Raw genomic sequence first — 23,675 nt, forward strand, 5'->3', positions numbered from 1 at the left:
AGGAGGTCCGGGCAGCAGTGAACGCAGAGCTGACCAACAAGAGCCAGGAGGCGCTGAGCGCCGCCAACAGCCGCGCGGTCTCGGCGGGCCACGCGGACCTGACCCCCGCACATCTGCTCACGGCCTTGCTGGAGGCGCCGGAGAACGACAACCTCAAGGACCTGGTGACCGCCGTGGGCGCCGACCCCGAGGCGCTGCGCAAGTCGGCCTCCGCCCAGCTCGACGCGTTGCCCAGGGTGCAGGGGGCCACCGTCGCCCCGCCGCAGCCCTCGCGCGACATGCTCGCCGTGCTCGCCGACGCCTCGCAGCGCGCCCGGGAGCTGGGCGACGCCTACGTCTCCACCGAGCACCTGCTGATCGGGCTCGCCGCCAAGGGCGGTAGCGTCGCGGAACTGCTGGACCGGCAGGGCGCCGGCGCCGCCCGGCTGCTGGACGCCTTCGAATCCGCCCGTGGAGGCACCCGCGTGACCACCCCCGACCCCGAGGCGACCTACAAGGCGCTGGAGAAGTACGGCACCGACTTCACCGCCGTGGCCCGGGAGGGCAAGCTCGACCCGGTGATCGGCCGGGACAACGAGATCCGCCGGGTGGTCCAGGTGCTCTCCCGGCGCACCAAGAACAACCCGGTGCTCATCGGCGAACCCGGCGTCGGCAAGACCGCCGTGGTGGAGGGGCTGGCCCAGCGCATCGTCAAGGGCGACGTCCCCGGCTCGCTCAAGGACAAGCGGGTGGTCGCCCTCGACCTCGGCGCCATGGTGGCCGGCGCCAAGTACCGCGGCGAGTTCGAGGAACGCCTCAAGGCCGTCCTCAACGAGATCAAGGAGAGCGACGGCCGCGTCATCACCTTCATCGACGAGCTGCACACCGTGGTCGGCGCGGGCGCCGGCGGCGACTCGGCGATGGACGCGGGCAACATGCTCAAGCCGATGCTGGCCCGCGGCGAGTTGCGCATGGTCGGCGCCACCACGCTGGACGAGTACCGCGAACGCATCGAGAAGGACCCTGCGTTGGAGCGCCGCTTCCAGCAGGTGCTGGTGGCCGAGCCCACCGTCGAGGACACGGTGGCCATCCTGCGCGGCCTCAAGCCCCGTTACGAGGCCCACCACGAGGTGCGCATCGCCGACTCCGCGCTGGTGGCCGCGGCCACCCTCTCGCACCGCTACATCACCTCGCGCTTCCTGCCCGACAAGGCGATCGACCTGGTGGACGAGGCGGCCTCCCGGCTGCACATGGAGATCGACTCCTCGCCGGTGGAGATCGACGAGCTCCAGCGCTCGGTGGACCGGCTGCGGATGGAGGAGGAGTCGCTGCTGGCGATCTCCGGCGCCAAGGACAAGAAGGCCGACAAGCAGCTGGAGAAGGAGGAGGCGCTCGCCCCGGACGCCCGGGAACGCCTGGAGGCGCTGCGCCGGGCCCGCGCCGAGAAGGAGGAGGAGCTGCGCGGCCTGACCGCCCGCTGGAACAAGGAACGGGAGGTCCACAACCGGGTCGGCGAGCTGAAGAAGCGCCTCGACGAGTTGGAGAGCGAATACCAGCGCGCCGAGCTGAAGGCCCCCGAGACCGGCGACTGGGTCACCCCCGGCCGGATCCGCACCGAGCAGATCCCGCAGGCCGAGAAGGAGCTGGCCGAGGCGATCGAGGCCCAGCGGGCGCTGGAGGGCATGGTCAGCGAGGAGGTCACCGCCGACGACATCGCCGCGGTGGTCGCCGCCTGGACCGGCATCCCGGCCGGCCGGATGCTGGAGGGCGAGAGCCGCAAGCTGTTGCGCATGGAGGAGGAGCTGGGCCGCCGGCTGATCGGCCAGGGCGAGGCGGTGCGGGCGGTCTCCGACGCGGTACGCCGCTCCCGCAGCGGCATCGCCGACCCCGACCGGCCCACCGGCTCGTTCCTCTTCCTCGGCCCCACCGGCGTCGGCAAGACCGAGCTGGCCAAGGCGCTGGCCGACTTCCTCTTCGACGACGAGCGCGCCATGGTCCGCATCGACATGAGCGAGTACGGCGAGAAGCACTCGGTGGCCCGGCTGGTCGGCGCTCCCCCCGGCTACGTGGGGTACGAGGAGGGCGGCCAGCTCACCGAGGCGGTCCGCCGCCGCCCCTACACCGTGGTGCTGCTGGACGAGGTGGAGAAGGCCCACCCCGAGGTCTTCGACGTGCTGCTCCAGGTGCTGGACGACGGCCGGCTCACCGACGGCCAGGGGCGCACGGTGGACTTCCGCAACGCCATCCTGATCCTCACCTCCAACCTCGGCTCGCAGTTCCTGGTGGACCCGCAGCTGACCGAGGCCCGGCGGCGCGAGGGCGTGCTGGAGACGGTACGGGCCTCGTTCAAGCCGGAGTTCCTCAACCGCCTCGACGACATCGTGGTCTTCTCCGCGCTCAGCGAGGAGGAGCTGCGGCAGATCGCCCGGCTCCAGATCGACCGGCTGCGCGGCCGGCTGCGGGAGCGCCGGCTGGAGCTGGAGGTCACCGACGCCGCCCTGGGCTGGCTGGCCCGGGAGGGCAACGACCCGGTCTACGGCGCCCGGCCGCTGCGCCGGCTGGTGCAGACGGCCATCGGCGACCGGCTGGCCCGGGAGATCCTCGGCGGCGAGGTGCGCGACGGCGACACGGTGCGGGTCGACGTGGCCGGCGCCGGCGCGGAGGCCGGGGCGGCCGGGCTCACGGTGACCCCGGTGCGCTGAGCGCGCCGCGCGGGCCGTCCCGGTGCGGGGGACGGCCCGATGGCCGGGTCGGGCTTGCCAGACCCGGGCGGCCATGGGGGAGGATGGCGGTGAATCGTCCGAAGGGAACCACACAGGTGAGCATCGACCCGTCCTCGATCCCGAACTTCGGCGGCAGTCCCGCCAACCAGCCGCCCGCCGGGCCGCCCGGAGGCGGTGTGGTGCGCCCCGACCAGGACCTGGTCAAGCAGCTCCTCGAACAGATGGAGCTGAAGTACGTCGTCGACGAGGAGGGCGACCTCGCCGCCCCCTGGGAGGACTTCCGCACCTACTTCATGTTCCGCGGTGAGGGCGACCAGCAGGTCTTCGCGGTGCGGACGTTCTACGACCGGCCCTACCCGATCGACGACAAGGGCAAGCTGCTGGAGATCGTCGACGGCTGGAACCGCCAGACGCTGTGGCCCAAGGTCTACACCCACACCCACGACGACGGCTCGGTGCGGCTGATCGGCGAGGCGCAGATGCTGCTGGGTCTCGGGGTCGGCCTGGAGCACTTCGTCTCCTCCACGGTGAGCTGGGTGCGCGCCTGCATCGAGTTCGACCGGTACGTGGCCGACCAGCTCGGCCTGGAGAAGTCCGCCGAGGAGGGCGAGGGCCCGGAGGCGGACGCGGACGGCGAGTGACCGCGTGACGAGGGCCCGGGACGCGTACGTCGTCCCGGGCCTTCGGCGTCCGCGGCCTACAGCGCCATCGGCGCGATGGCCAGCAGATAGGTGCCGTAGAAGCAGGTGATCCCGGCGAGGGAGACCACGGCCACCGCGGCCGTCCGCGGCCGGGCCCGGGCCAGCGCGATGGCGGCCGGGATCAGCAGCGGGAAGGCCGGCATCAGGAACCGCGGCTTGCACTGGAAGAAGCCGGCGCCGCCGATGCCGATCAGCATCAGCACCGCGCAGTAGGCCAGCAGCGCCACCGGGATGCGGTCGGTGATGCACAGCGCGAAGAGGATCACCGCGGCGGCCACGATGCCGGCCGCCACGTAGTAGGCGAAGTAGTCGGTGCCGGTCACCAGGTGCTTGAAGAAGCGCAGCGCGGACCAGCCGAAGTCGTACCGCGACCCCCAGCGGGCCTGCACCTTGAAGTAGCCCTTGAGGTCACCGGTCTGCCACCCGACCCACAGCACGTAGCCGAACCAGCCGCAGGGCGCGATCACCGCGCCGGCCCAGGCCCGCCAGTTGACCGGTTTGCCCGCCCGGTGGCGGCGCCAGGCGTCCATCAGTACCCCGGCGCAGACCCCGGCGGCCACCGCGACCCCGTTGGGCCGGGTGCAGCCGGCCAGGGCGGCGAGCGTGCCGGCGTAGAGCCACCGCTTGGTGAGCACCGCGTAGAGCGACCAGGCGGCGAAGGCCGTCATCACCGGCTCGGTGTAGGCCATCGTCTGGATGACGGCGTGCGGCAGCAGCCCGTAGAGCAGCACCAGCGCGGTGCCGACCCGGCGGCCGTAGAGGCGGGCGCCGATCAGGAAGATCGCCCAGGCGGAGAGCAGGGTGGCGACCCAGGCGACCAGGATCGCCATGTTGATGGTGCCGATCGGCACCACGGTGGACAGCGCCCGGACCACCGTCGGGTACAGCGGGAAGAACGCCAGGTCGTTGTAGAGCACGGTGTGCTGGGTCGCCGAGGGGATCAGCGTGCCGTAGCCGTACTCGGCGATGCGGTGGTACCAGCGGCCGTCCCACGCCAGCCCCAGGATGCTGCGCGGGTGCTGTCCGGCGTACCAGGCGTAGGCCGACAGGCACAGCAGCCCGGAGAGGCGTACCGCGGCGTAGAGCGCCAGGGCCGGCGCCGCCTTGCGCAGGGAGGCGACGGCCCGTTCCCGGCGGGTGCGCGGCGCCGGACCCGTGGCCGGTTTTCCGGACGTGGGACGAGGAGGGGTCGAGACCGGCTCGGCCGTATACACCTGTTCCGCTCCTCCCGGGGCGACCGTTCATCGGCGACCGTATGTGGCTGTGACGACCAGCGTGAATGAGACTGGCCTTGCGCGCATTGTCGGACCATACGGAGCCGTTGTACCGAGCAGCGCCGCAATCCACCCCCACGAGTGAAAGACGGCGTAAAGCGGGAGATGGTTGCTTCGTGTCCGGCGGGTTCCACATGCGGTTCCGTTCAGGAGCGTAGCCGCTTCAACCGGGAGATCGCATCGTGCAGGACTTCTGTTCGCTTGCAGAACGCGAACCGTACGAACGAAGTTCCCGCTTCCTTCGCGTCGTAGAAGACCTCGTTCGGGATGGCCACCACCCCGCAGCGGGCCGGAAGTTCCCGGCAGAACGCGACGCCGTCGGTTGCTCCGAGCGGGCGGATGTCGGTGGTGACGAAGTAGGTGCCGGCCGGTCGGAACACCTCGAAGCCGGCCTCCGCCAGCCCGCTGGCCAGCAGATCGCGCTTGGCCCGGAGATCGGCGGTGAAGCCGGTGAAATACTCGTCCGGCAACCGCAGCGCGGCGGCCACCGCGTATTGGAACGGCCCGGACGACACGTAGGTCAGGAATTGTTTCGCCGTTCGCACCGCGTTCACCAGATCGGGTGAGGACGTTACCCAGCCGACCTTCCAGCCGGTGAACGAAAACGTCTTGCCGGCCGAGGAGACGGTCACCGTACGCTCCCGCATGCCGGGGAATCCGGCCAGCGGCAGGTGTTCGCCCTCGAACACCAGGTGTTCGTAGACCTCGTCGGTGATCACCAGCAGATCGCGCTCGACCGCGAGGGCGGCGACGGCGGAGAGCTCCTCGCGGGTGAGGACGGTGCCGGTGGGGTTGTGCGGGGTGTTGAGCAGCAGCAGCCGGGTGCGGTCGGTGACGGCGGCGCGCAATTCGTCCAGGTCGAGCCGGAAGCGGCCGTCGGACGGGCGCAGGGTGACCGGCACCCGGGTGCCGCCGGCCATCGCGATGCAGGCCGCGTAGCTGTCGTAGTAGGGCTCCAGCGCGATCACCTCGTCGCCCGGTTCGACCAGGGCCAGCAGCGCGGCGGCGATCGCCTCGGTGGCGCCGGCGGTCACCAGCACCTCGGTGTCCGGGTCGTAGCCGAGCGCGTAGCGGCGCCGCTGGTGCTCGGCGATGGCGGTGCGCAGTTCGGGCACGCCGGGGCCGGGCGGGTACTGGTTGCCCCGGCCGTCGCGCAGCGCGCGCACCGCGGCCTCCCTGACCTCCTCGGGGCCGTCGGTGTCGGGGAAGCCCTGACCGAGGTTGACCGAGCCGGTCGCGGTGGCCAGCGCGGACATCTCGGCGAAGATCGTCGTGCCGAAGCCGGCCAGGCGCCGGTTCAGCAGCGGGCGTGGTGAGGGTGTCATGCCCGCCATCCTCCGCGGAACCTCTGGAGTTGCTCAACTCCCCTTTGCGGGCGGCCGGGAACGGGCATCAAGGAGGGGCTACGACGGAGCGCCTCGCTTCGGGGGACACAAGAAGGTGAGGTGGCGGTATGCCGATCCTCGCGGGAACGGTCATCCTCGCGTGCATCGCGGTGCTGGTGGTGGGGGGCGTGGTCAGCGCCTCGCGGCCGGGGACGCGCCCGCGCCCGCCGCGGGGCCGGCGGCCGGCGCGCGGCAGGGCCACCGCGGTCGGCGGGCGGCGGACCGGGGACGACGGCGCGCAGGGGGCGGGTACCAGCTGGTGGGCCGGGGACGCCGGCGGCGGCCACCACCACGGGCACCACGGCGGCGGCCACCACGGCGGGGGCCATCACGGTTGCGGCGGCCATTCCTCCTGCGGAAGTTCGTGCGGCGGGTGATAAACCGGCGCGCGGACGCACCCGCGTTTTCCGGTTGTCCGACGGCGGCGCCGTGGGCAATCGCCGCTCGCCCGCGCGAGCGGTCGTATGCCGCCGCTCATGCCGCCCCGCATATGCGCCCGGCCTGCGACGGGGCGTGAACCGGCGGCGGGGTGTGAACACCTGACCGCTTACCTGCCCGTGCGGATGTAAGGCGGGTACGAATGGGTAAAAACGCTGTGGCCCCAACACAATTCGTGATTTCGTATTCCCGGACCCCCCGTGGACACGAGCCGGCGGACGTTCCCTACGGGTCCGTCCTCCACCGCCCCCACACGAGCGTGAGACGTCACGGCGGCGCGCGGGGGCAACGGGGGCGGGCCGGCCACCCACCACTGCGTGCTTGCGGAGCCGACCCATGCTCACCACCATCGAAACCGCCTACACCGACACCCGGGCCGGGGATCTGGCCTGGCGCCTGGGCAAGAAGCCGTTGCCCGCGCTGGCCGTCCTCGACCTCGCTCTCGACCTCGGCCCGTCCGGGTCCCGCCGGGCGCCCCACCGCCCCGCCGTGATCCAGGTGCAGATGCGCCTGCTCGGCGCCTCCCACCAGGTGCTGCTGGACGCGCCGGGCGGCGGCTGTTCGGAGACCGTCGCCTGCCTGCCCGGCAGCCGCACCCCGCTGCCGCTGGGCGTGGCCGAGCGGGTGGGGGACTGGGAGTACGAGTTCGCCGCGCGGGTGGAGACCCTCTCGCGCGGTTCCTTCGCCGGCCGGGCGCAGGAGCTGCTGGCGCTCGTCGCCGACCACCCGCACGGCCTGGCCGGCCGTTTCCCCGGCGACCCGCACGCCTTCACCGCGCTGCTCGTCCAGCGCGCCCCGGACCGTCCCGGCGAGGTCCACTGGCGCACCTGGCACGCCTATCCGCAGGAAGGGCGGCTGGTGGCGACCCGGTCGCGGGTGACCGGGCTGCGGTGAGCGTCCGCGCCACCGACGCCCCGTCGGGTGCGGCCCGGGACGGCTTCGGCATGTCTGTTCTCGCAGGCACTGGGTAGGCTCCAGGACCATGGAGCATGAGGCGTTCGTCCCGTTCCCCCTGGAGACCGTGCGGCTGGCGCTGGGTGAGCCCGACCGGGTGGCGCGGTGCGTGTCCGGGCTGCAGCTCGACGTCGACCCGCCGGCCGGATCCGCCGGCACGCTCACCGGACGCCTCCGGCTGCGCATCGGCAACTCCACCATCACCTACCGGGGCAACGTACGCATCGCCGAGTGCGACGGCGGCTTCGAGATCGAGGGCGAGGGCGTGGAGGCCCGCGGTTCCGGCACGGTCAAGGCCGCCCTGGTGATCGGGGTGGAGCCGGCCGAGGACGGCACCCGGCTCGGCTTCTCCGGCGCCGTCCAGGCCGAGGGGCGGCTCACCGAGTACGACGCCGACACCGTGGACGCCGCCGGACGCCGCCTCCTCGACCGCTTCGTCGCCGACCTCGTCACCGACCTGGAGGCCGAGCCGCCCGCCGTCCCCTCCGCCGCCGCCGAGCAGCCCTCGGTCACCTTGCCGGAGGAGACCGTGGACGAGGCCGACGACACCCTGCTGCCGGGCGAGGAGGAGGGGCTGGACGTCGTCGAGTTCGAGGTGCCCGGGATCGAGGTGCCGGAGAACGTGGCCGGGCTGGAGGAGGGCACCGGGCTCGGCGCGCAGGCCCACTCCGCGGAGGCGGCGCACGCCCGCCGCACCATGATCGGGCGCAGCGCGGAGGAGGTGGACCACGCCCCGCCGCGCGGTCGCTACGCCCCGGTTCCGGCGCCGCCGGCCACGTCGGCCACCGCGACCCTGCGCTGGGCGGCCCCGGCCGCCGCGGCGCTGGTGGCCTCGGCGGTTGTGGTGGGCCGGGTGCTGCGCAGACGGCGGTGACGACACCGCCGGTCGGTCGCCGGATGGCGGGCGGGCGCGGGTAGATTCGGCGCCATGAGCGAGAACCCGCGCGAGACCACGCCCAGCAGCGACGACGTCGGCCCGGCCGAGCCCGGCGGCCCCGAGGCCGGGGTGGTGCTCACCGCGGGCGAGGCGGAGGCCGTGGTGCTGCCCGAGAACGGCTGCCGGATCGGGAGTCTGCGGATCGCCGGCACCGAACTGCTGCGGCAGGGCGCGCGGTACGGCTCGTTCCCGATGGTGCCGTGGTGCGGGCGGACCGGGTACGGGCGCTTCCGCAACGGCGGCGTCGTCCACGAACTGCCGGCCAACGCCGCCCCGCACGCCATCCACGGCACCGGCCGCGACACCGTCTGGCGGCAGAACCCCGGCACCACCGACCGGGCCGTCTCCTTCTGCTACGACCTGACCGACCCCTGGCCCTACCCCGGCCGGGTGACCCAGGTGTTCGAACTGGGCGAGTCCGAGCTGCGGATCACCATGTCGGTGGAGGCCACCGAGGACTCCTTCCCGGCGCAGGCCGGCTGGCACCCGTGGTTCCTGCGCAACCTCGGCCGGGGCGGCGAGGATGTCACCGTCGACTTCCGTGCCGCCTGGCAGGAGGAGCGCGGCGCCGACCACCTGCCCACCGGCAACCGGATCGAGCCGCTCCGCGGCCCCTGGGACGACTGCTTCGGGATGCCCGACGGGGTGGACGTCGCCCTGACCTGGCCGGGTGAGCTGCGGCTGCGGCTGACCAGCCCGGCCGAGTGGGTGGTGGTCTACGACGAGCAGCCGGAGGCCGTTTGCGTCGAGCCGCAGTCCGGGCCGCCCAACGGGCTCAACACCGCGCCCCGCCTGGTGACCCCCATCGACCCGCTGGAGGTCACCACGGTCTGGCGCTGGGAACGCCTCGGTTAGTCTCGTGCCCATGACCAACCCCCGTGACGCCCTGCTGGAACAGATCAAGACCAAGGCCGTGGTGCACGGCAGGGTGACCCTCTCCTCCGGCAAGGAGGCCGACTACTACGTCGACCTGCGCCGCATCACGCTCGACGGCCAGGCGGCCCCGCTGGTGGGCCAGGTCATGCTCGACCTCACCGAGGGCCTGGAGTACGACGCCGTGGGCGGGCTGACGCTGGGCGCCGACCCGGTGGCCACCGCGATGCTGCACGCCGCCGCCGCGCGCGGGCGTGCGCTGGACGCCTTCGTGGTGCGCAAGGCGGGCAAGGCGCACGGCCTCCAGCGCCGGATCGAGGGGCCGGACGTCGCGGGCCGCCGGGTGCTGGCGGTCGAGGACACCTCCACCACCGGCGGCTCGGTGCTCACCGCCGTCGAGGCGCTGCGCGAGGCGGGCGCCGAGGTGGTCGGGGTGGCCGTCATCGTCGAGCGCGGCGCCGCCCCGGCGATCGAGGCGGCCGGGCTCCCCTACTACCAGGCGTACGGCCTCTCCGACCTCGGTCTGGACTGATCGTCACACCGCGGGTTGCGCGGACTTTTCCGGACGGGTGGCTGTTTCACGTGAAACAGCCACCCTTCGCGGTTATATGCGTCGGGCGGAGTGGGGGAGGCCGTACCGAGTCTGCGAAGATGAGGACGACGACGACGTCAGGCCACGTCAGTACGGACCGCACACCACAAGGAGCGGACAGATGCCCATCGCAACCCCCGAGATCTACAACGAGATGCTCGACCGGGCGAAGGCCGGCAAGTTCGCCTACCCGGCGATCAACGTGACCTCGTCGCAGACGCTCCACGCGGCGCTGCGCGGTCTCGCCGAGGCGGAGAGCGACGGCATCATCCAGATCTCCACCGGTGGCGCCGAGTTCCTGGGCGGTCAGTACAACAAGGACATGGTCACCGGCGCGGTCGCGCTGGCCGAGTTCGCGCACGTCGTCGCCGACAAGTACCCGGTCCACGTGGCGCTCCACACCGACCACTGCCCCAAGGACAAGCTGGACGGCTACGTCCGCCCGCTGCTGAAGATCTCGCAGGACCGGGTGGCCGCCGGCCGCAACCCGCTGTTCCAGTCGCACATGTGGGACGGCTCCGCCGAGACCCTCGCCGACAACCTCGCCATCGCCCAGGAACTGCTCGCCGAGGCGGTCAAGGCCAAGATCATCCTGGAGATGGAGATCACGCCGACCGGCGGCGAGGAGGACGGCGTCTCGCACGAGATCAACGACGAGCTGTACACCACCGTCGAGGACGCCATGCGCACCGCCGAGGCCGTCGGCCTGGGCGAGAAGGGCCGCTACCTGCTGGCCGCCTCCTTCGGCAACGTGCACGGCGTCTACAAGCCGGGCAACGTCGTGCTCCGCCCCGGCCTGCTCAAGGACCTCCAGGTCGCGGTCGGCGAGAAGTACGGCAAGGCCAGCCCGTTCGACTTCGTCTTCCACGGCGGCTCCGGCTCCACCGTCGAGGAGATCAACGAGGCGCTGGAGAACGGCGTCGTCAAGATGAACATCGACACCGACACCCAGTACGCGTTCACCCGCCCGGTGGCGGCGCACATGTTCACCCACTACGACGGCGTGCTCAAGGTGGACGGCGAGGTCGGCAACAAGAAGACCTACGACCCGCGCACCTGGGGCAAGGCCGCCGAGGCCGGCATGGCCGCCCGCGTCACCGTGGCCGCCCAGAACCTGCGCTCGGCCGGCAACAAGCTGAAGTAGGCACCGCCCGCTGTACGGGGACCCGGTGGCCGCCCGGCCGCCGGGTCCTTCGCGTTCCCGGGGAACGGGCAGACTGGTGACCATGGCCATTCACGAGAACCTGCTCGGGGGACCGCCCCCGACCCATCTGCCCGACGACCCCGGTCCGCGCGAACTGCTCGCCTCCGGCGCCGCGCCCTCCGAGGTGGCCGCCCAGTACCCGGCGTCCTCGCTGGCCTGGGCCCAGCTCGCCGACGACGCCTTCGCGGGCGGCCGGGTGGTCGAGTCCTACGCCTACGCCCGTACCGGCTACCACCGCGGCCTGGACGCGCTGCGCCGCAACGGCTGGAAGGGCCACGGTCCGGTGCCGTGGGAGCACGAGCCCAACCGCGGCTTCCTGCGCGCCCTGCACGCACTTGCCCGCGCCGCCGGCGCCATCGGCGAGCAGAAGGAGTACGAACGCTGCACCGCCTTCCTGCGGGACTCCTCGCCGACCGCGGCCGACACCCTGAGCTGACCGGCCCTCCGCGTCCGTCACGAGGCGGCACCGGCCTCTTGCGGCAGCGCCGGGCCACGCAGAGGATCTTTGCGTGGCCCGGCCACCCCGGGCCGTGAGGAGGAGACAGCGATGGAACGATCGCCGTACGAAGGGCACGACGAAGCCGGGCCGGAGAACCCGAACCTGGACTTCAAGGGCACCACCCCGTACGAGGACTACGTCAAGGCCGACGTCCTCACCCATCTCCAGCAGCCGCTCTCCGACGACCCGGGCGAGATGGTCTTCCTGGTGACCACCCAGGTGATGGAGTTGTGGTTCACCGTGCTCGTCCACGAGTGGGAGACCGCCTCGGCCGCGCTGCGCCGGGACGACCTGCCCGCCGCGCTCGCCGCCCTGGCCCGCAGCCGCCACGAACTGGAGGCGCTCAACGCCTCCTGGCGCCCGCTGGCCCATCTGACGCCGGCCCAGTTCAACTCCTACCGGGGGGCGCTCGGTGAGGGGTCGGGCTTCCAGTCGGCGATGTACCGGCGGCTGGAGTTCCTGCTCGGCGAGAAGTCCGCGTCCATGCTGGTGCCGCACCGCGGCTCGCCGCGCAACCACGACGAGCTGGCCAAGGCGCTGCACGAGCCCAGCCTCTACGACGAGGTGCTGCGCTTCCTCGCCCGCCGCGGCTACGACATCCCCGAGCGCGCCGACCTCTCGCAGCGCTACGAGCCCCACCCGGCGGTCGAACGCGCCTGGCAGGAGATCTACTCCGGGCCCCAGGACAGCGAACTGGTCACGCTGGGCGAGGCGTTGACCGAGGTGGCCGAGCTGGTGTGGCGGTGGCGCAACGACCACCTGGTGGCCACCCGGCGGGCGATGGGCGCCAAGACCGGCACCGGCGGCTCGGCGGGCGTGGCCTGGCTGGAGAAGCGGGCGTCCAAGGAGGTCTTCCCCGAGCTGTGGACGGCCCGCAGCCATGTCTGAGACGACGACCCCGGCCACCGCCGCCGCCCTCGACGACCGGGCCGCCGCGCTCGACGCCGCCGACCCGCTGGCCGCGCTGCGCGAGCGCTTCGTCCTCGACGACACCGTCTACCTGGACGGCAACTCCCTCGGCGCGCTGCCGAAGAACGTGGCCGGCCGCCTCGCCGAGGTGGTGGAGGACGAGTGGGGCCGGCTGCGGATCCGTTCGTGGGACGAGAGCGGCTGGTGGACGGCGCCGGAACGGGTCGGCGAGCGGATCGCGCCGCTGGTCGGCGCCGCCCCCGGGCAGATCGTGGTGGGCGACTCCACCAGCGTCAACGTCTTCAAGGCGGTCGTCGCCGCGACCCGGCTGGCCGGCCCCGGGCGCGACGAGGTGCTGGTGGACGCGGCCACCTTCCCCACCGACGGCTACGTCGCCGCGTCGGCGGCCCGGCTGACCGGGCACACGGTACGCCCGGTGGCCGCCGGGGAGATGGCCGCGGCGGCCGGGGCGCGCACCGCGGCGCTCCTGGTCAACCACGTCGACTACCGCACCGGGGAACTCGCCGACCTGCCCGGCATCACGGCCGCCGCGCACGCCGCCGGGGCGGTCGCGGTGTGGGACCTGTGCCACAGCGCGGGCGCCCTGCCGGTCGGGCTGGACGAGCACGGGGTGGACCTGGCGGTCGGCTGCACCTACAAGTACCTCAACGGCGGCCCGGGCGCGCCCGCGTTCCTCTACCTGGCGCGGCGGATCCAGGACCGTTTCGACTCGCCGCTGCCCGGCTGGAACTCGCACACCGACCCGTTCGCCATGCGCCCCGGGTACGAGGCCGCCCCCGGCGCGGTACGCGGCCGGGTGGGGACCCCGGAGATCCTCTCGCTGCTCGCTCTGGAGGCGGCGCTGGAGGTGTGGGAGGGGGTGGACGTCGCCCAGGTGCGCGCCAAAAGCCTGGCGCTGACCGACTTCTTCCTGGAGTGCGTGGCCGCCCTGGTGCCGGACGGACGGCTGGAGCCGGTGACCCCGGCCGAGCACGCCCGGCGCGGCAGTCAGGTCTCGTTGCGCTGCGCGGACGCCGGCGCGGTGATGGCGGCGCTGATCGAGCGGGGGGTGGTCGGCGACTTCCGGCGGCCGGACGTGCTGCGGTTCGGTTTCACCCCGCTGTACACGGGCTTCGCCGACGTGCTGCGGGCGGCCCGCGTCCTCGCGGACACCGTGCGGTGACCCCGCGGCAGGAGGAGGCGGCGCTGCTGGGGCTCGCCCCGGTCGCGCCGCACGCCACCCGCCGTTACGGCCCGCACCCCTCCCAGGTGGTCGACTACTACCGCCCCGACCCGGACGACCCCGGGGCCGGCCGGCTCACCGTGCTGCACGGCGGCTTCTGGCGCGAGGCGTACGACCGCGCGCATCTGTCGGCGACCGCCGCCGCGCTGGCCCGCCGTGGCTTCGCGGTGGCGCTCGCCGAGTACCGGCGGGTGGGCGGGGGCGGTGGCGTGCCGGGGACGTTCGAGGACGTGGCGGCCGTGGTGCGGACGGCGTGGCCGGGCGAGCCCCACGTGCTGCTCGGCCACTCCGCCGGGGGCCAGCTCGCGCTGTGGGCGGCGGTACGGGCGGGGCGGGCGGAACGGGTGGCCGGGGTGGTGGCCGTCGCCCCGGTGGCCGACCTCGGCGAGGCGCACCGCCTGCGGCTGAGCCGGGACGCGGTCGCCGGACTCCTCGCCCCGGCCGGCCCCGGCGACCCCGGGGTGGCGGCCCGCTACGACCCCGTCCGCCTGCCGTCCCCTCCCGTTCCGGTCGTCCTGCTGCACGGCACCGCCGACCCCGACGTCCCGCCCGTCCTCTCCCGCCACTACGCCGCCACCCACGACGCCGTGCTCCACGAGCTGCCCGGCGCCGGCCATTACGCGGCGCTGCTGCCCGGCTCCCCGCAGTTCGAGCGCCTGGTGTCCGTGCTGCGTGAACTGGCGGCGTCGGCCTCATAGCTGACGGTACGTCAGAAAACGTCGCGGCGGCGCAGGGCGGTCAGGGAGGCCGCGGTCAGGGCGAGGGAGGCGAGGGTGAGCCAGAGGTAGGGGGCGGGCGGGACGGGGACGGGGGAGGGGAGACGGGGGAGGTGGGTGAAGGGGGAGAGGTCCATCGCCCAGCGCGGGGCGCCGAGTACCGGGCCGAGCTGGCCGAGGAGCAGGGCCCCGGCCGGCACCGCCCAGGCCGCCTGCGCGGCGCGCGGGACCGCCCCGGCCAGCAGCGCCGCCACCGCACCGGCCACCCAGACCGCCGGCACCTCGGCGAGCGCCGCCGCCAGCAGCCGGGGCACCCCGGACCCGTACGCCAGCCCGGTGGCCACCCCGCCGACGGCCAGCGCGACGGCGGGTCCGGCCATGGCGAACGCCAGATGGCTCAGCGCCCAGCGGACCCGTCCCACCGCGCCCGCCAGCACCGGTTCGGCCCGCCCCGACGTCTCCTCGGCGCGGATCCGCAGCACCGCCTGCACCGCCTGGACGGCGGCCACCAGTCCGAGCAGCCCGGTCATGGCGGACAGGTAGGCGTCGTCCAGCCGCCGGGTGCCGCCGAGGGCGCGGATCAGGTCGCCCACCCGCGCGTTGCCCTCGATAAGACCCGCGGCACCGGAGGCGGCCCCGCCCGCCAGCGCGCCGGTGACCGCGAACGCCACCGTCCACCCCGCCAGCGCCCCGCGGTGCAGCCGCCACGCCAGCCCCAGCGGACCGCGTAGCCACCGCCCGGCCACCGGCGCCCCGGGTCGGTCCCCGAGCAGCCCGGCCCCCAGGTCGCGGCGGGCCGCCAGCCGGAAGGCCACCGCCGTCAGCACCCCGGCGAAGGCGGCCATGGCGGCGAAGAGCCACCACCGCTCGGCGGCGAACGGACGCGCGTACGCCGTCCAGCCCAGCGGTGACCACCAGCCCAGCGCGTCGCCGCGCGCGTCACCGGCGACCCGCAGCAGGAACGCCGCGCCGAGCACCGCACCGCCCACGCCCCGGGCGAGCCGGCCACCCCGGGCGAGCTGCGCGGCCACCGCCGCCACCGCGGCGAACATCACCGCCGCCCCGCCCAGCGCACCCCCCAGCGCCAGCGACCCCGCCGCGCCCTGCCCGAGCGCCACCAGCGCGGCGAAGACCGCCACCGCCAGGGCCCCGGCCGCGGCGCACCCGGCCAGCAGGGCGGCGGTCAGCGGCGCGTACCGGCCGACCGCCCCGGCGGCCAGCAGCTCCAGTCGGCCGCTCTCCTCCTCGTCCCGGGTGTGCCGGACGACGATCAGCACGCCCATCAGCCCGGCGAGCGCGGCGCCGAGCGAGCCCATGCGCCAGGCGGTCAGGCCGCCGGTGGTGGCCGGGTCGAGGACGGGGCCGTAGAGCGCGCGCAGCGTGCCGTCGGTGGCGACGGTGCGGGCGAACGAGGCCCGGGCGGCCGGGGTGGGGTAGAGCCGGCGCAGGGAGACGGCGGTGCCGGCCACCGAGGCGGTCAGGGCGTAGACCCAGACGGCGGCCATCACCCGGTCGCGCCGCAGCGCCGCGCGCAGCAGCGTCCCGGTGCCGGTCCAGGCGGTGTCGCGGGCGCTCATCGCACCGGCTCCGCGGCGGCCGGGACGGGGGCGTAGTGGCGCAGGAACAGCTCCTCCAGGGTGGGTGGCCGGCTGGTGAGGGCGCGGACCCCCGCCCGGGTGAGGTGGCGCAGCACCTCGTCGAGCCGGTCGGCGTCCACCTGGAGGGCGACCCGGTGGCCGTCGACGGCGAGGTCGTGGACGCCGGGCAGGGCGGCGAGCCCGTCGGGCGGCGCGGCGAGTTCGGCGGTGAGCGAGGTGCGGGTCAGATGGCGCAGCTCGGCCAGGGTGCCGCTCTCCACGCTACGCCCGGCCCGCACGATGCTGACCCGGTCGCAGAGCGCCTCCACCTCGCTGAGGACGTGGCTGGAGAGGAGGACGGTGCGTCCGGCGTCGCGGGCCTCGCGCACGCAGGCGACGAAGACCTCCTCCATCAGCGGGTCGAGGCCGGAGGTGGGCTCGTCCAGGACGAGGAGTTCGGCGTCGGAGGCGAAGGCGGCGACCAGGGCGACCTTCTGGCGGTTGCCCTTGGAGTAGCCGCGGCTCCTCTTCGCCGGGTCGAGGCCGAACCGGTCGAGGAGTTCGCGGACCCGCTCCGGGCGCGGCCGGCCCCGCAGCCGTCCCAGCAGGCCGATCACCTCGCCGCCGGTCAGGCCGGGCCACAGCGTGACGTCGCCGGGGACGTAGGCCAGGCGCCGGTGCAGGCGTACCGCGTCCCGCCAGGGGTCGCCGCCGAGCAGCGCGACCCGGCCGCGGTCGGCGCGCAGCAGGCCGAGCAGGATCCGGATGGTGGTGGACTTCCCGGCGCCGTTGGGCCCGAGGAACCCGTGCACCTCGCCGGTGCGGACGGTGAGGTCCAGCCCGTCGAGGGCGCGGCTGCGGCCGAACGACTTGCGGAGCCCGGCGGCGTCGATCGCGAGGGTCATGACGCGAACGTACGCCGATTTCACAAATTTGTGAAGTTAGTGGAATGCGGCCCGTATAGTGATCGCATGGCGGAGCAGCGGGACGAAACGGCGGCGGACCGGTTCGTGGAGCGGTTCGCGGCCGAGCTGACCCAGGCGGGGATGCAGCGGATGTCCTCCCGGGTCTTCGCCGCGCTGCTGGCCAGCGACTCGGGCATGCTCACCTCCGCCGAGCTGGGCGAACGGCTGCGGATCAGCCCGGCCGCGGTCTCCGGCGCGGTCCGCTACCTCGCCCAGGTCGGCCTCATCAGCCGGGAACGCGAACCCGGCTCCCGGCGCGAGCGCTACCGGGTCCACCCCGACCAGTGGTACGAGACGTTCCTGCGCCGCGACCAGATGCTCACCCGCTGGGAGAGCACGCTGTGGGAGGGGGCCGAGGCGCTCGGGCCCGGCACCCCGGCCGGGGAACGGATCGCCGAGACCGCCGAGTTCTTCGCCTTCCTCCAGCAGGAGATCGCCGCCTCCATGGACCGCTGGCGGGAGCAGCGGGAACGCGGCGCCGCCGGTCAGCCCGCCGGGTGGGGCACCGTCAGCCGCCAGGCGGCCGGCTCCACGGTCCAGGTGCGGCGGCGCACCGGGCCGGCCGGGGAGTCGTCGGCCCGGTAGCGGAAGTCGCGGCCGGAGACGGTGACCGCGCGGGCCCGCACCCGTACCGGCCGTTCGTCGTGCGGGCGGTGGACGAGGACCTCGGCGAGGCCGTCCGCCGGAACCCGCACCGAGACCTCGTGCAGCGGACGGTCAAGATCGGTCAGGACGACGCCGTCGGCCTCCACCCGCAGCCGGTGGACGCCGTCCGGGGCGGGGCGGGCGGGCAGCGGACCGGTCAGCGCGCGCAGCAGGGTGCGCGCCCCCCGGCCCGGCCAGCGCCCCGGGCCGGCCGGACGGTCCGGCTGCGGGCCGGGGATGCGCAGCCCGCTGAGCACGATGCCGCCGCTGTCGTCCACCAGCAGGTCGACCGGGCGCTCGGCGCCGTCCAGCACCGCCCGCGCCGCCGCCACCGCCGACTGCGGCACCCCCAGCGCCCGGGCCACCGCCAGCCGGGGCCGCTGCCCCACCGGGACCAGCGACAACGGCGCCTCGCCCAGCGCCCGCTGCCGGTGCAGTATCCGCACCGTGTGCAGCAGGGCGCGGTCGTCGCCGACCACCACGGGGTGACGTCGGCCACGATGGGCCAGCACCCTGCGCAGTTCCTCGCCGGACTCGGGAAGACAGATCTTCAGCGAAGGCGCCCCGGCCCGCAGGACGTCCTGCGCGATCCGTACGGATTCGCCGTCCGTCGTACGGGCCGCCGGGTCGATGACCACGAGCAGCGGGTACCCCCGCGGTGTCGGGGGAGGATGTCCGGCCGAGGCTTGAGCCGACACCTTGGTCCTTCCTCGGGTAAAATCTCGGTGCAAGAGCCCCTTGCGCCTTTGCGCCAGGGGCTTCGTCTATTCCGGGGCACCGGTTCGACGGCTCTTACGCACGTTGGACATGCCCCGGACGGAAGGGGTGTACGCCTGTGCCCGCACTTGTGCTGCTCGGTGCTCAGTGGGGTGACGAGGGCAAGGGGAAGGCCACCGACCTGCTCGGTGGCTCAGTGGACTACGTGGTGCGTTACCAGGGCGGCAACAACGCCGGCCACACGGTCGTCGTCGGCGACCAGAAGTACGCACTCCACCTGCTCCCTTCCGGGATCCTGTCGCCGGGATGCACGCCGGTGATCGGCAACGGTGTCGTCGTCGACCCCAAGGTCCTGCTCTCCGAGCTGAGCGGGCTCCAGAAGCGGGGCGTCGACACGTCCAAGCTGCTGATCAGCGGTAACGCCCATCTGATCACCCCGTACCACCAGACCATCGACAAGGTGACGGAGCGCTTCCTCGGCAAGCGGAAGATCGGCACCACCGGCCGCGGCATCGGTCCGGCCTACGCCGACAAGATCAACCGGGTCGGCATCCGAGTCCAGGACCTGTTCGACGAGTCGATCCTGCGCCAGAAGGTGGAGGCCGCGCTCAACGACAAGAACCAGATCCTGGTCAAGATCTTCAACCGCCGCGCCATCCAGGCCGACCAGGTGGTCGAGGAGTACCTGGAGTACGCGGAGCAGATCAAGGACTACGTGACCGACACCGCGCTGGTGCTCAACAAGGCGCTCGACGAGGACAAGGTCGTGCTCCTCGAAGGCGGCCAGGGCACCCTGCTCGACGTGGACCACGGCACGTACCCCTTCGTGACCTCCTCCAACCCGACCGCGGGCGGCGCCTGCACCGGGGCCGGCATCGGCCCGACCCGGATCACCCGCAGCATCGGCATCCTCAAGGCGTACACCACGCGGGTGGGCGCGGGGCCGTTCCCGACCGAGCTGTTCGACGAGGACGGCGACAAGCTGCGCACCATCGGCGGCGAGCGCGGCGTGACCACCGGCCGGGACCGCCGCTGCGGCTGGTTCGACGCCGTCATCGCCCGCTACGCCACCCGGGTCAACGGGCTGACCGACTTCTTCCTCACCAAGCTCGACGTCCTCACCGGCTGGGAGGAGATCCCGGTCTGCGTGGCCTACGAGATCGACGGCAGGCGGGTCGAGGAACTCCCGTACAGCCAGACCGACTTCCACCACGCCAAGCCCGTCTACGAGACGCTGCCCGGCTGGTCCGAGGACATCAGCAAGGCCAAGTCCTTCGACGAACTGCCGAAGAACGCGCGGGCCTACGTCAAGGCGCTGGAGGAGATGTCCGGCGCCCCGATCTCCGCGATCGGCGTCGGCCCGGGCCGGGACGAGACCATCGAGATCAACTCGTTCCTGTGAGCCTGATGAGCCGCTGAGCCGCCGAGGGCTCCTACGCCCCGGCGGCCGGTCCTTCGCGACGGCCGCCGGGGCGTTCCCGTTCCACCGGTCAGCCGGAGATCCGGACGTAGGTGCGGGCGTCGGAGGTGTCGCCGCCGAGGAAGTCACGGGTGAGCTGGTCGCCGGAGACGGTCAGCTCGGAGGCGCCGCCCGGGGCGCAGCCGGCCGCGGAGTGGGCGGTGTCCACCACCGACGGGCCCACGACGAGCTTGCCGTCGGCGGAGAACAGGTCGGCGTAGGCCTCGCAGTGCTTGCCGGCGGCCGGCGTGTCGGAGGTGCCGGGGTTCGCCTTGGGCTTGGTGGACGCCTTGGGGGTGGCCTTGGCGGTCTTCTTGGCGGAGGCGTCGGCGGACGGCTTCGGCTTGGTGGTGGCCTTGCCGCTCGGGGAGGGCTTGACGGTGGTGTCGGCGACCAGGGTGACCACCGGAGCGCCGAAGTCGCCCTGCCGGATGGTGATCGTCTGGGTGTACCCGGAGCCCAGCGACCGCTGCCAGGTGCCCAGGAACTGCTGCGGCACGCTGATCGGGCCGGACTTGCGCAGCACCGCGCTGTGGCCGCCGGCGCTCCAGGTCAGCGAGCCGTCGGAGGCGGTGGCCAGGGTCTGCGCACCACCGCCGCCGCACCCGGAGGCGCTGGGCACGCCGCCGGTCACCCGGGCGTCCAGCTTCACCCCGGTGGCCGCCGCCGCCACCAGCTTCGCGTCGCCCTCGCACTGCGCGTCCGCGTCCACGCTGTAGCTGTGCACCACCACCTGGCCCACGTCACCGGCCTTGATCACCAGCCGCAGCCGGCTGCCCTGCCAGATGCCGACGTACCCGGCCGGCATCGAACGGCCCGGCGTCGCCGACGTGCTGGGGGCGGAGGAGGTCGCGGGGGCGGAGGAGGCGACGGCCACCGGACGCGTCGAGCCGCCGGAGCCGGACACCAGGGCCCAGGTCGCGCCGCCGGCGACGACCAGCGCCCCGGCCGCGCAGGCGGCGATCACCGGCGGTTTCATCCGGCGCCGGGGCCGCGGGGCGGCGGGCTCGGCGGGGGCGGGCGCCGGACGGGTGGGCGCCTCGGCGAGCCCGGCGGCCTGCGGTGGCCGCCAGCCGCCCCGGCCCTCGGTGCCCGGACGTCCGGCGCCCGCGGTGGCGGGGGCCGGCCCCGGGTAGCCGTAGGCGCCGGCCGGCTGCGCGGGCGGACCGCCCTGGCCCGCCCCGAACGCCTGCGGCACCGGCGCGGCCAGCCCGTAGGAGGTGGGCGCCGGATCACCGGGACGCGGCGTGCCGAACGGCGGCGCCCCGTACGGCGGAGTGGCGGCCACCGCGTGCGGGCCCGGGGTGCTGTACGGGGTCGTCGCGGCCCGCCCGGCGGTGTCGCCGAAGGCGGCCGGCGGGCCGAAGCCGGCCTGGGGGGCGGCCGGCGGCTCGGCGTTGAGCAGCGAGACCGCGTGCCGGCCGAGCTGGGCCAGCAGCGGCGCGGGCAGCCACGGCTCCCCGGCCGGCTCGGCGGCGGCCTCCATGGCCTCGCTGCGGGCGAGCACGTCGTCCACCGAGGGCCGCTCGCCGCTGCTCTTGGCCAGGCAGTCGGCGATCAGCTCGGCCAGCGGTCCGGTCAGCCCGCTCAGGTCGGGCTCGTCGTGCGCGATGCGGTAGAGCACCGCGTGCACCCCGCCGCCGGAGTCGCCGAACGGCAGCCGCCCGGTCGCCGCGTACGCCAGCACCGCGCCCAGGCAGAACACGTCGGCCGCGGTCGTCAGATGCTGCCCCAGCACCTGCTCCGGGGACATCCAGCCGGGGGAGCCGACCACCATGCCGGTGCTGGTCAGCCCCTCACCGGTGGCGGCGTCCAGGGCGCGGGCGATGCCGAAGTCGATCACCCGGGGGCCGTCGATGGTGAGCAGGATGTTGGAGGGCTTCAGGTCGCGGTGGAGCAGCCCGGCGCCGTGGATGGCGCGCAGCGCGTGCGCCAGCCGGCCCGCCAGCACCGTCACCGAACGCTCCGGCAGCGGCCCGTGGTCGCGTCCCACCACCACGTCGAGCGCGGGGCCGGCCACGTACCCGGTGGCCACCCAGGGCGCGGCGGTCTCGGTGTCGGCGTCGAGCACCGGCGCCGTCCACTCGCCGCCGACCCGGCGGGCCGCCTGCACCTCCTGGCGGAAGCGGTTGCGGAACTCGTCGCGTTCGGCCAGCTCCGGTCGGACCAGCTTCACCGCGACCGTCCGGCCGCCCTCGGAGCGGGCCAGATAGACCCGGCCCATGCCGCCGGTGCCCAGCAGCCCCAACAGCCGGTAGGGGCCGATCCGTTGCGGGTCGTCGGGCGTCAGGCTCTGCATGCGACGTTCGCTCCTCCGGGTGATGACGAGCTTTGAGCATATGGGCGGAGCCCCGTCGCCCCCACGGGCGGGCACGGCTTTCCCCGGTATGCGGCGGTACGCGAGAGCCCGACACAGTGTCGGCGAAAGCGGCCCACGGCATACACCCTGCACATTCCGGGGCCGCCGGGTGGTCCCTACGCTGACCGCATGACGACTGCCAGCCCCTCGCCCGCCGCCCCCGACCCGCAGCGCGGCGCCGCCGTCAAGGCCGCCGACCGCGCCCACGTCTTCCACTCCTGGTCCGCGCAGGAACTCATCGACCCGCTGGCGGTCGCCGGGGCCGAGGGCAGCTGGTTCTGGGACTACGACGGCAACCGCTACCTGGACTTCGCCTCCCAGCTGGTCAACACCAACATCGGCCACCAGCACCCCAAGGTGGTCGCCGCCATCCAGGAGCAGGCCGGCCGGCTCGCCACCCTCGCCCCCGGCTTCGCGGTGGACGTCCGCTCCGAGGCCGCCCGGCTCATCGCCGAGCTGACCCCGGGCGACCTGGACAAGGTCTTCTTCACCAACGGCGGCGCCGAGGCGGTGGAGAACGCGGTGCGGATGGCCCGGCTGCACACCGGCCGCCACAAGGTGCTCTCCGCCTACCGCTCGTACCACGGCGCCACCGCCGCCGCGATCAACCTCACCGGCGACCCGCGCCGCTGGCCCTCCGACACCGGCGCGGCCGGCGTCGTCCACTTCTGGGGGCCGTGCGCCTACCGTTCCGCGTTCCACGCCGCCGACGAGGCGCAGGAGTGCGAGCGGGCGCTGGCCCACCTGGCGGACGTGATCGCCTTCGAGGGGCCGCAGACCATCGCGGCGATCGTGCTGGAGACCGTGGTCGGCACCGCCGGCGTCCTGATCCCGCCGGCCGGCTACCTGGCCGGGGTGCGCGAGCTGTGCGACCGGTACGGGATCGTCTTCGTCCTCGACGAGGTGATGGCCGGCTTCGGGCGCACCGGCCGCTGGTTCGCCGCCGACCACTGGGGCGTCGTCCCCGACCTGCTGACCTTCGCCAAGGGCGTCAACTCCGGGTACGTGCCGCTGGGCGGCGTCGCCATCAGCGAGAAGATCGCGGCCACCTTCGCCACCCGCGCCTACCCCGGCGGGCTCACCTACTCCGGCCACCCGCTGGCCTGCGCCGCCGCCGTCGCCACCATCACCGCCATGCGCGAGGAACGGATCGTGGAGCACGCCGCCGAGATCGGCGAGCGGGTGCTCGGCCCGGGCCTGCGGGAGATCGCCGAGCGCCACCCCTGCGTCGGCGAGGTACGCGGCCTGGGCGTCTTCTGGGCGCTGGACCTGGTCAAGGACAAGGAGACCAGGGAACCGCTGGTCCCCTACAACGCGGCCGGCGCCGACAACGCCCCGATGGCCGACTTCGCCGCCGCCTGCAAGCGGCGCGGACTGTGGCCGTTCGTGAACATGAACCGCACCCACGTCGTGCCGCCGTGCACCATCACCGAGGCCGAGGCGAAGGAGGGGCTGGCCGTCCTCGACGAGGCGCTCTCCGCGGCCGACGCCCACTGCCGCTGACCGGCCCTGGGCCATCCGCCTTC

The 23,675-nt window shown here is 73.9% G+C and carries 20 protein-coding genes; 14 read left to right on the forward strand and 6 right to left on the reverse strand.

Annotated elements, in window-relative coordinates; translation table 11 throughout:
- The first annotated feature begins 17 nt into the window (after window positions 1–17).
- Entirely contained in the window at window positions 18–2,681 is a 2,664-nt protein-coding gene (locus SCATT_RS15585) for an ATP-dependent Clp protease ATP-binding subunit (protein ID WP_014144044.1), read from the forward strand.
- A gap of 116 nt (window positions 2,682–2,797) precedes the next feature.
- Window positions 2,798–3,343 carry a type III secretion system chaperone family protein gene (locus SCATT_RS15590; protein ID WP_014144045.1) on the forward strand — a complete coding sequence of 182 codons (546 nt, stop codon included), beginning with the start codon at window positions 2,798–2,800 and terminating at the stop codon, window positions 3,341–3,343.
- A gap of 56 nt (window positions 3,344–3,399) precedes the next feature.
- Here the strand turns inward: SCATT_RS15590 and SCATT_RS15595 are convergent, their stop codons facing one another.
- Both SCATT_RS15595 and SCATT_RS15600 read right to left on the reverse strand, forming a co-directional pair.
- On the reverse strand, window positions 3,400–4,617 hold the full coding sequence (locus SCATT_RS15595; protein WP_014144046.1) for a glycosyltransferase family 39 protein: 1,218 nt from the start codon (window positions 4,615–4,617) through the stop codon (window positions 3,400–3,402).
- Window positions 4,618–4,823: 206 nt separating this feature from the next.
- Window positions 4,824–6,011: a pyridoxal phosphate-dependent aminotransferase gene (locus tag SCATT_RS15600; protein WP_173405641.1), complete on the reverse strand. Its 1,188-nt coding sequence runs from the start codon at window positions 6,009–6,011 to the stop codon at window positions 4,824–4,826.
- Window positions 6,012–6,836: 825 nt separating this feature from the next.
- On the opposite strand from SCATT_RS15600, the gene SCATT_RS15610 reads away from it, so the two are divergent.
- From SCATT_RS15610 to SCATT_RS15650, 9 genes are all read left to right on the forward strand, one after another.
- Window positions 6,837–7,394 (forward strand): DUF2617 family protein, encoded by a 558-nt coding sequence (locus tag SCATT_RS15610; RefSeq protein ID WP_014144049.1) that lies wholly within the window; start codon window positions 6,837–6,839, stop codon window positions 7,392–7,394.
- Between the two features lie 88 nt (window positions 7,395–7,482).
- A complete protein-coding gene (locus SCATT_RS15615) occupies window positions 7,483–8,328 on the forward strand; it encodes an SRPBCC domain-containing protein (protein WP_014144050.1) in 846 nt (281 codons plus the stop codon).
- 54 nt (window positions 8,329–8,382) lie between these two features.
- Entirely contained in the window at window positions 8,383–9,246 is an 864-nt protein-coding gene (locus SCATT_RS15620; protein ID WP_014144051.1) for an aldose epimerase family protein, read from the forward strand.
- A 10-nt stretch (window positions 9,247–9,256) separates the two neighbouring features.
- Window positions 9,257–9,796 carry an orotate phosphoribosyltransferase gene (gene pyrE / locus SCATT_RS15625; RefSeq protein ID WP_014144052.1) on the forward strand — a complete coding sequence of 180 codons (540 nt, stop codon included), beginning with the start codon at window positions 9,257–9,259 and terminating at the stop codon, window positions 9,794–9,796.
- 181 nt (window positions 9,797–9,977) lie between these two features.
- Window positions 9,978–11,000 carry a class II fructose-bisphosphate aldolase gene (gene fbaA, locus SCATT_RS15630; RefSeq protein WP_014144053.1) on the forward strand — a complete coding sequence of 341 codons (1,023 nt, stop codon included), beginning with the start codon at window positions 9,978–9,980 and terminating at the stop codon, window positions 10,998–11,000.
- A gap of 82 nt (window positions 11,001–11,082) precedes the next feature.
- Window positions 11,083–11,496, forward strand: a complete 414-nt coding sequence (locus SCATT_RS15635) for a DUF3151 domain-containing protein (protein ID WP_014144054.1) — start codon at window positions 11,083–11,085, stop codon at window positions 11,494–11,496.
- Between the two features lie 111 nt (window positions 11,497–11,607).
- Window positions 11,608–12,447, forward strand: coding sequence for a tryptophan 2,3-dioxygenase family protein (locus SCATT_RS15640; protein ID WP_014144055.1), 840 nt, complete (start codon window positions 11,608–11,610; stop codon window positions 12,445–12,447).
- Complete coding sequence (kynU, locus tag SCATT_RS15645) at window positions 12,440–13,651, forward strand: kynureninase (RefSeq protein WP_014144056.1); 1,212 nt, start codon at window positions 12,440–12,442, stop codon at window positions 13,649–13,651. Before SCATT_RS15640 ends, kynU begins: the two co-directional genes overlap by 8 nt.
- Window positions 13,648–14,409 (forward strand): alpha/beta hydrolase, encoded by a 762-nt coding sequence (locus SCATT_RS15650; RefSeq protein ID WP_014144057.1) that lies wholly within the window; start codon window positions 13,648–13,650, stop codon window positions 14,407–14,409. The genes kynU and SCATT_RS15650 overlap by 4 nt, the downstream gene beginning before the upstream one ends.
- Before the next feature lie 11 nt (window positions 14,410–14,420).
- On the opposite strand, the gene SCATT_RS15655 is transcribed toward SCATT_RS15650, so the two are convergent.
- Together SCATT_RS15655 and SCATT_RS15660 are read right to left on the reverse strand one after the other, a co-directional pair.
- A complete protein-coding gene (locus tag SCATT_RS15655; RefSeq protein ID WP_014144058.1) occupies window positions 14,421–16,004 on the reverse strand; it encodes an ABC transporter permease in 1,584 nt (527 codons plus the stop codon).
- Entirely contained in the window at window positions 16,001–16,909 is a 909-nt protein-coding gene (locus SCATT_RS15660; RefSeq protein ID WP_014144059.1) for an ABC transporter ATP-binding protein, read from the reverse strand. The genes SCATT_RS15655 and SCATT_RS15660 overlap by 4 nt, the downstream gene beginning before the upstream one ends.
- A 66-nt stretch (window positions 16,910–16,975) precedes the next feature.
- Between SCATT_RS15660 and SCATT_RS15665 the strand changes: the two genes are divergently transcribed.
- Window positions 16,976–17,554 carry a GbsR/MarR family transcriptional regulator gene (locus tag SCATT_RS15665; protein ID WP_014144060.1) on the forward strand — a complete coding sequence of 193 codons (579 nt, stop codon included), beginning with the start codon at window positions 16,976–16,978 and terminating at the stop codon, window positions 17,552–17,554.
- Here the strand turns inward: SCATT_RS15665 and SCATT_RS15670 are convergent.
- On the reverse strand, window positions 17,455–18,252 hold the full coding sequence (locus SCATT_RS15670; RefSeq protein WP_014628146.1) for a diacylglycerol kinase family protein: 798 nt from the start codon (window positions 18,250–18,252) through the stop codon (window positions 17,455–17,457). The two genes, SCATT_RS15665 and SCATT_RS15670, sit on opposite strands and share 100 nt — an antisense overlap.
- A 197-nt stretch (window positions 18,253–18,449) precedes the next feature.
- Here SCATT_RS15670 and SCATT_RS15675 point away from each other — a divergent pair, with 197 nt between their 5' ends.
- Window positions 18,450–19,733: an adenylosuccinate synthase gene (locus SCATT_RS15675; RefSeq protein ID WP_014144062.1), complete on the forward strand. Its 1,284-nt coding sequence runs from the start codon at window positions 18,450–18,452 to the stop codon at window positions 19,731–19,733.
- An 88-nt stretch (window positions 19,734–19,821) separates the two neighbouring features.
- Here the strand turns inward: SCATT_RS15675 and SCATT_RS15680 are convergent, their stop codons facing one another.
- On the reverse strand, window positions 19,822–22,089 hold the full coding sequence (locus SCATT_RS15680) for a serine/threonine-protein kinase (protein ID WP_014144063.1): 2,268 nt from the start codon (window positions 22,087–22,089) through the stop codon (window positions 19,822–19,824).
- Window positions 22,090–22,278: 189 nt separating this feature from the next.
- On the opposite strand from SCATT_RS15680, the gene SCATT_RS15685 reads away from it, so the two are divergent.
- Window positions 22,279–23,652, forward strand: coding sequence for an aspartate aminotransferase family protein (locus SCATT_RS15685; RefSeq protein WP_014144064.1), 1,374 nt, complete (start codon window positions 22,279–22,281; stop codon window positions 23,650–23,652).
- Window positions 23,653–23,675 lie beyond the last annotated feature (23 nt).

The sequence above is a fragment of the Streptantibioticus cattleyicolor NRRL 8057 = DSM 46488 genome, from assembly GCF_000240165.1.
Lineage (GTDB): Bacteria > Actinomycetota > Actinomycetes > Streptomycetales > Streptomycetaceae > Streptantibioticus > Streptantibioticus cattleyicolor.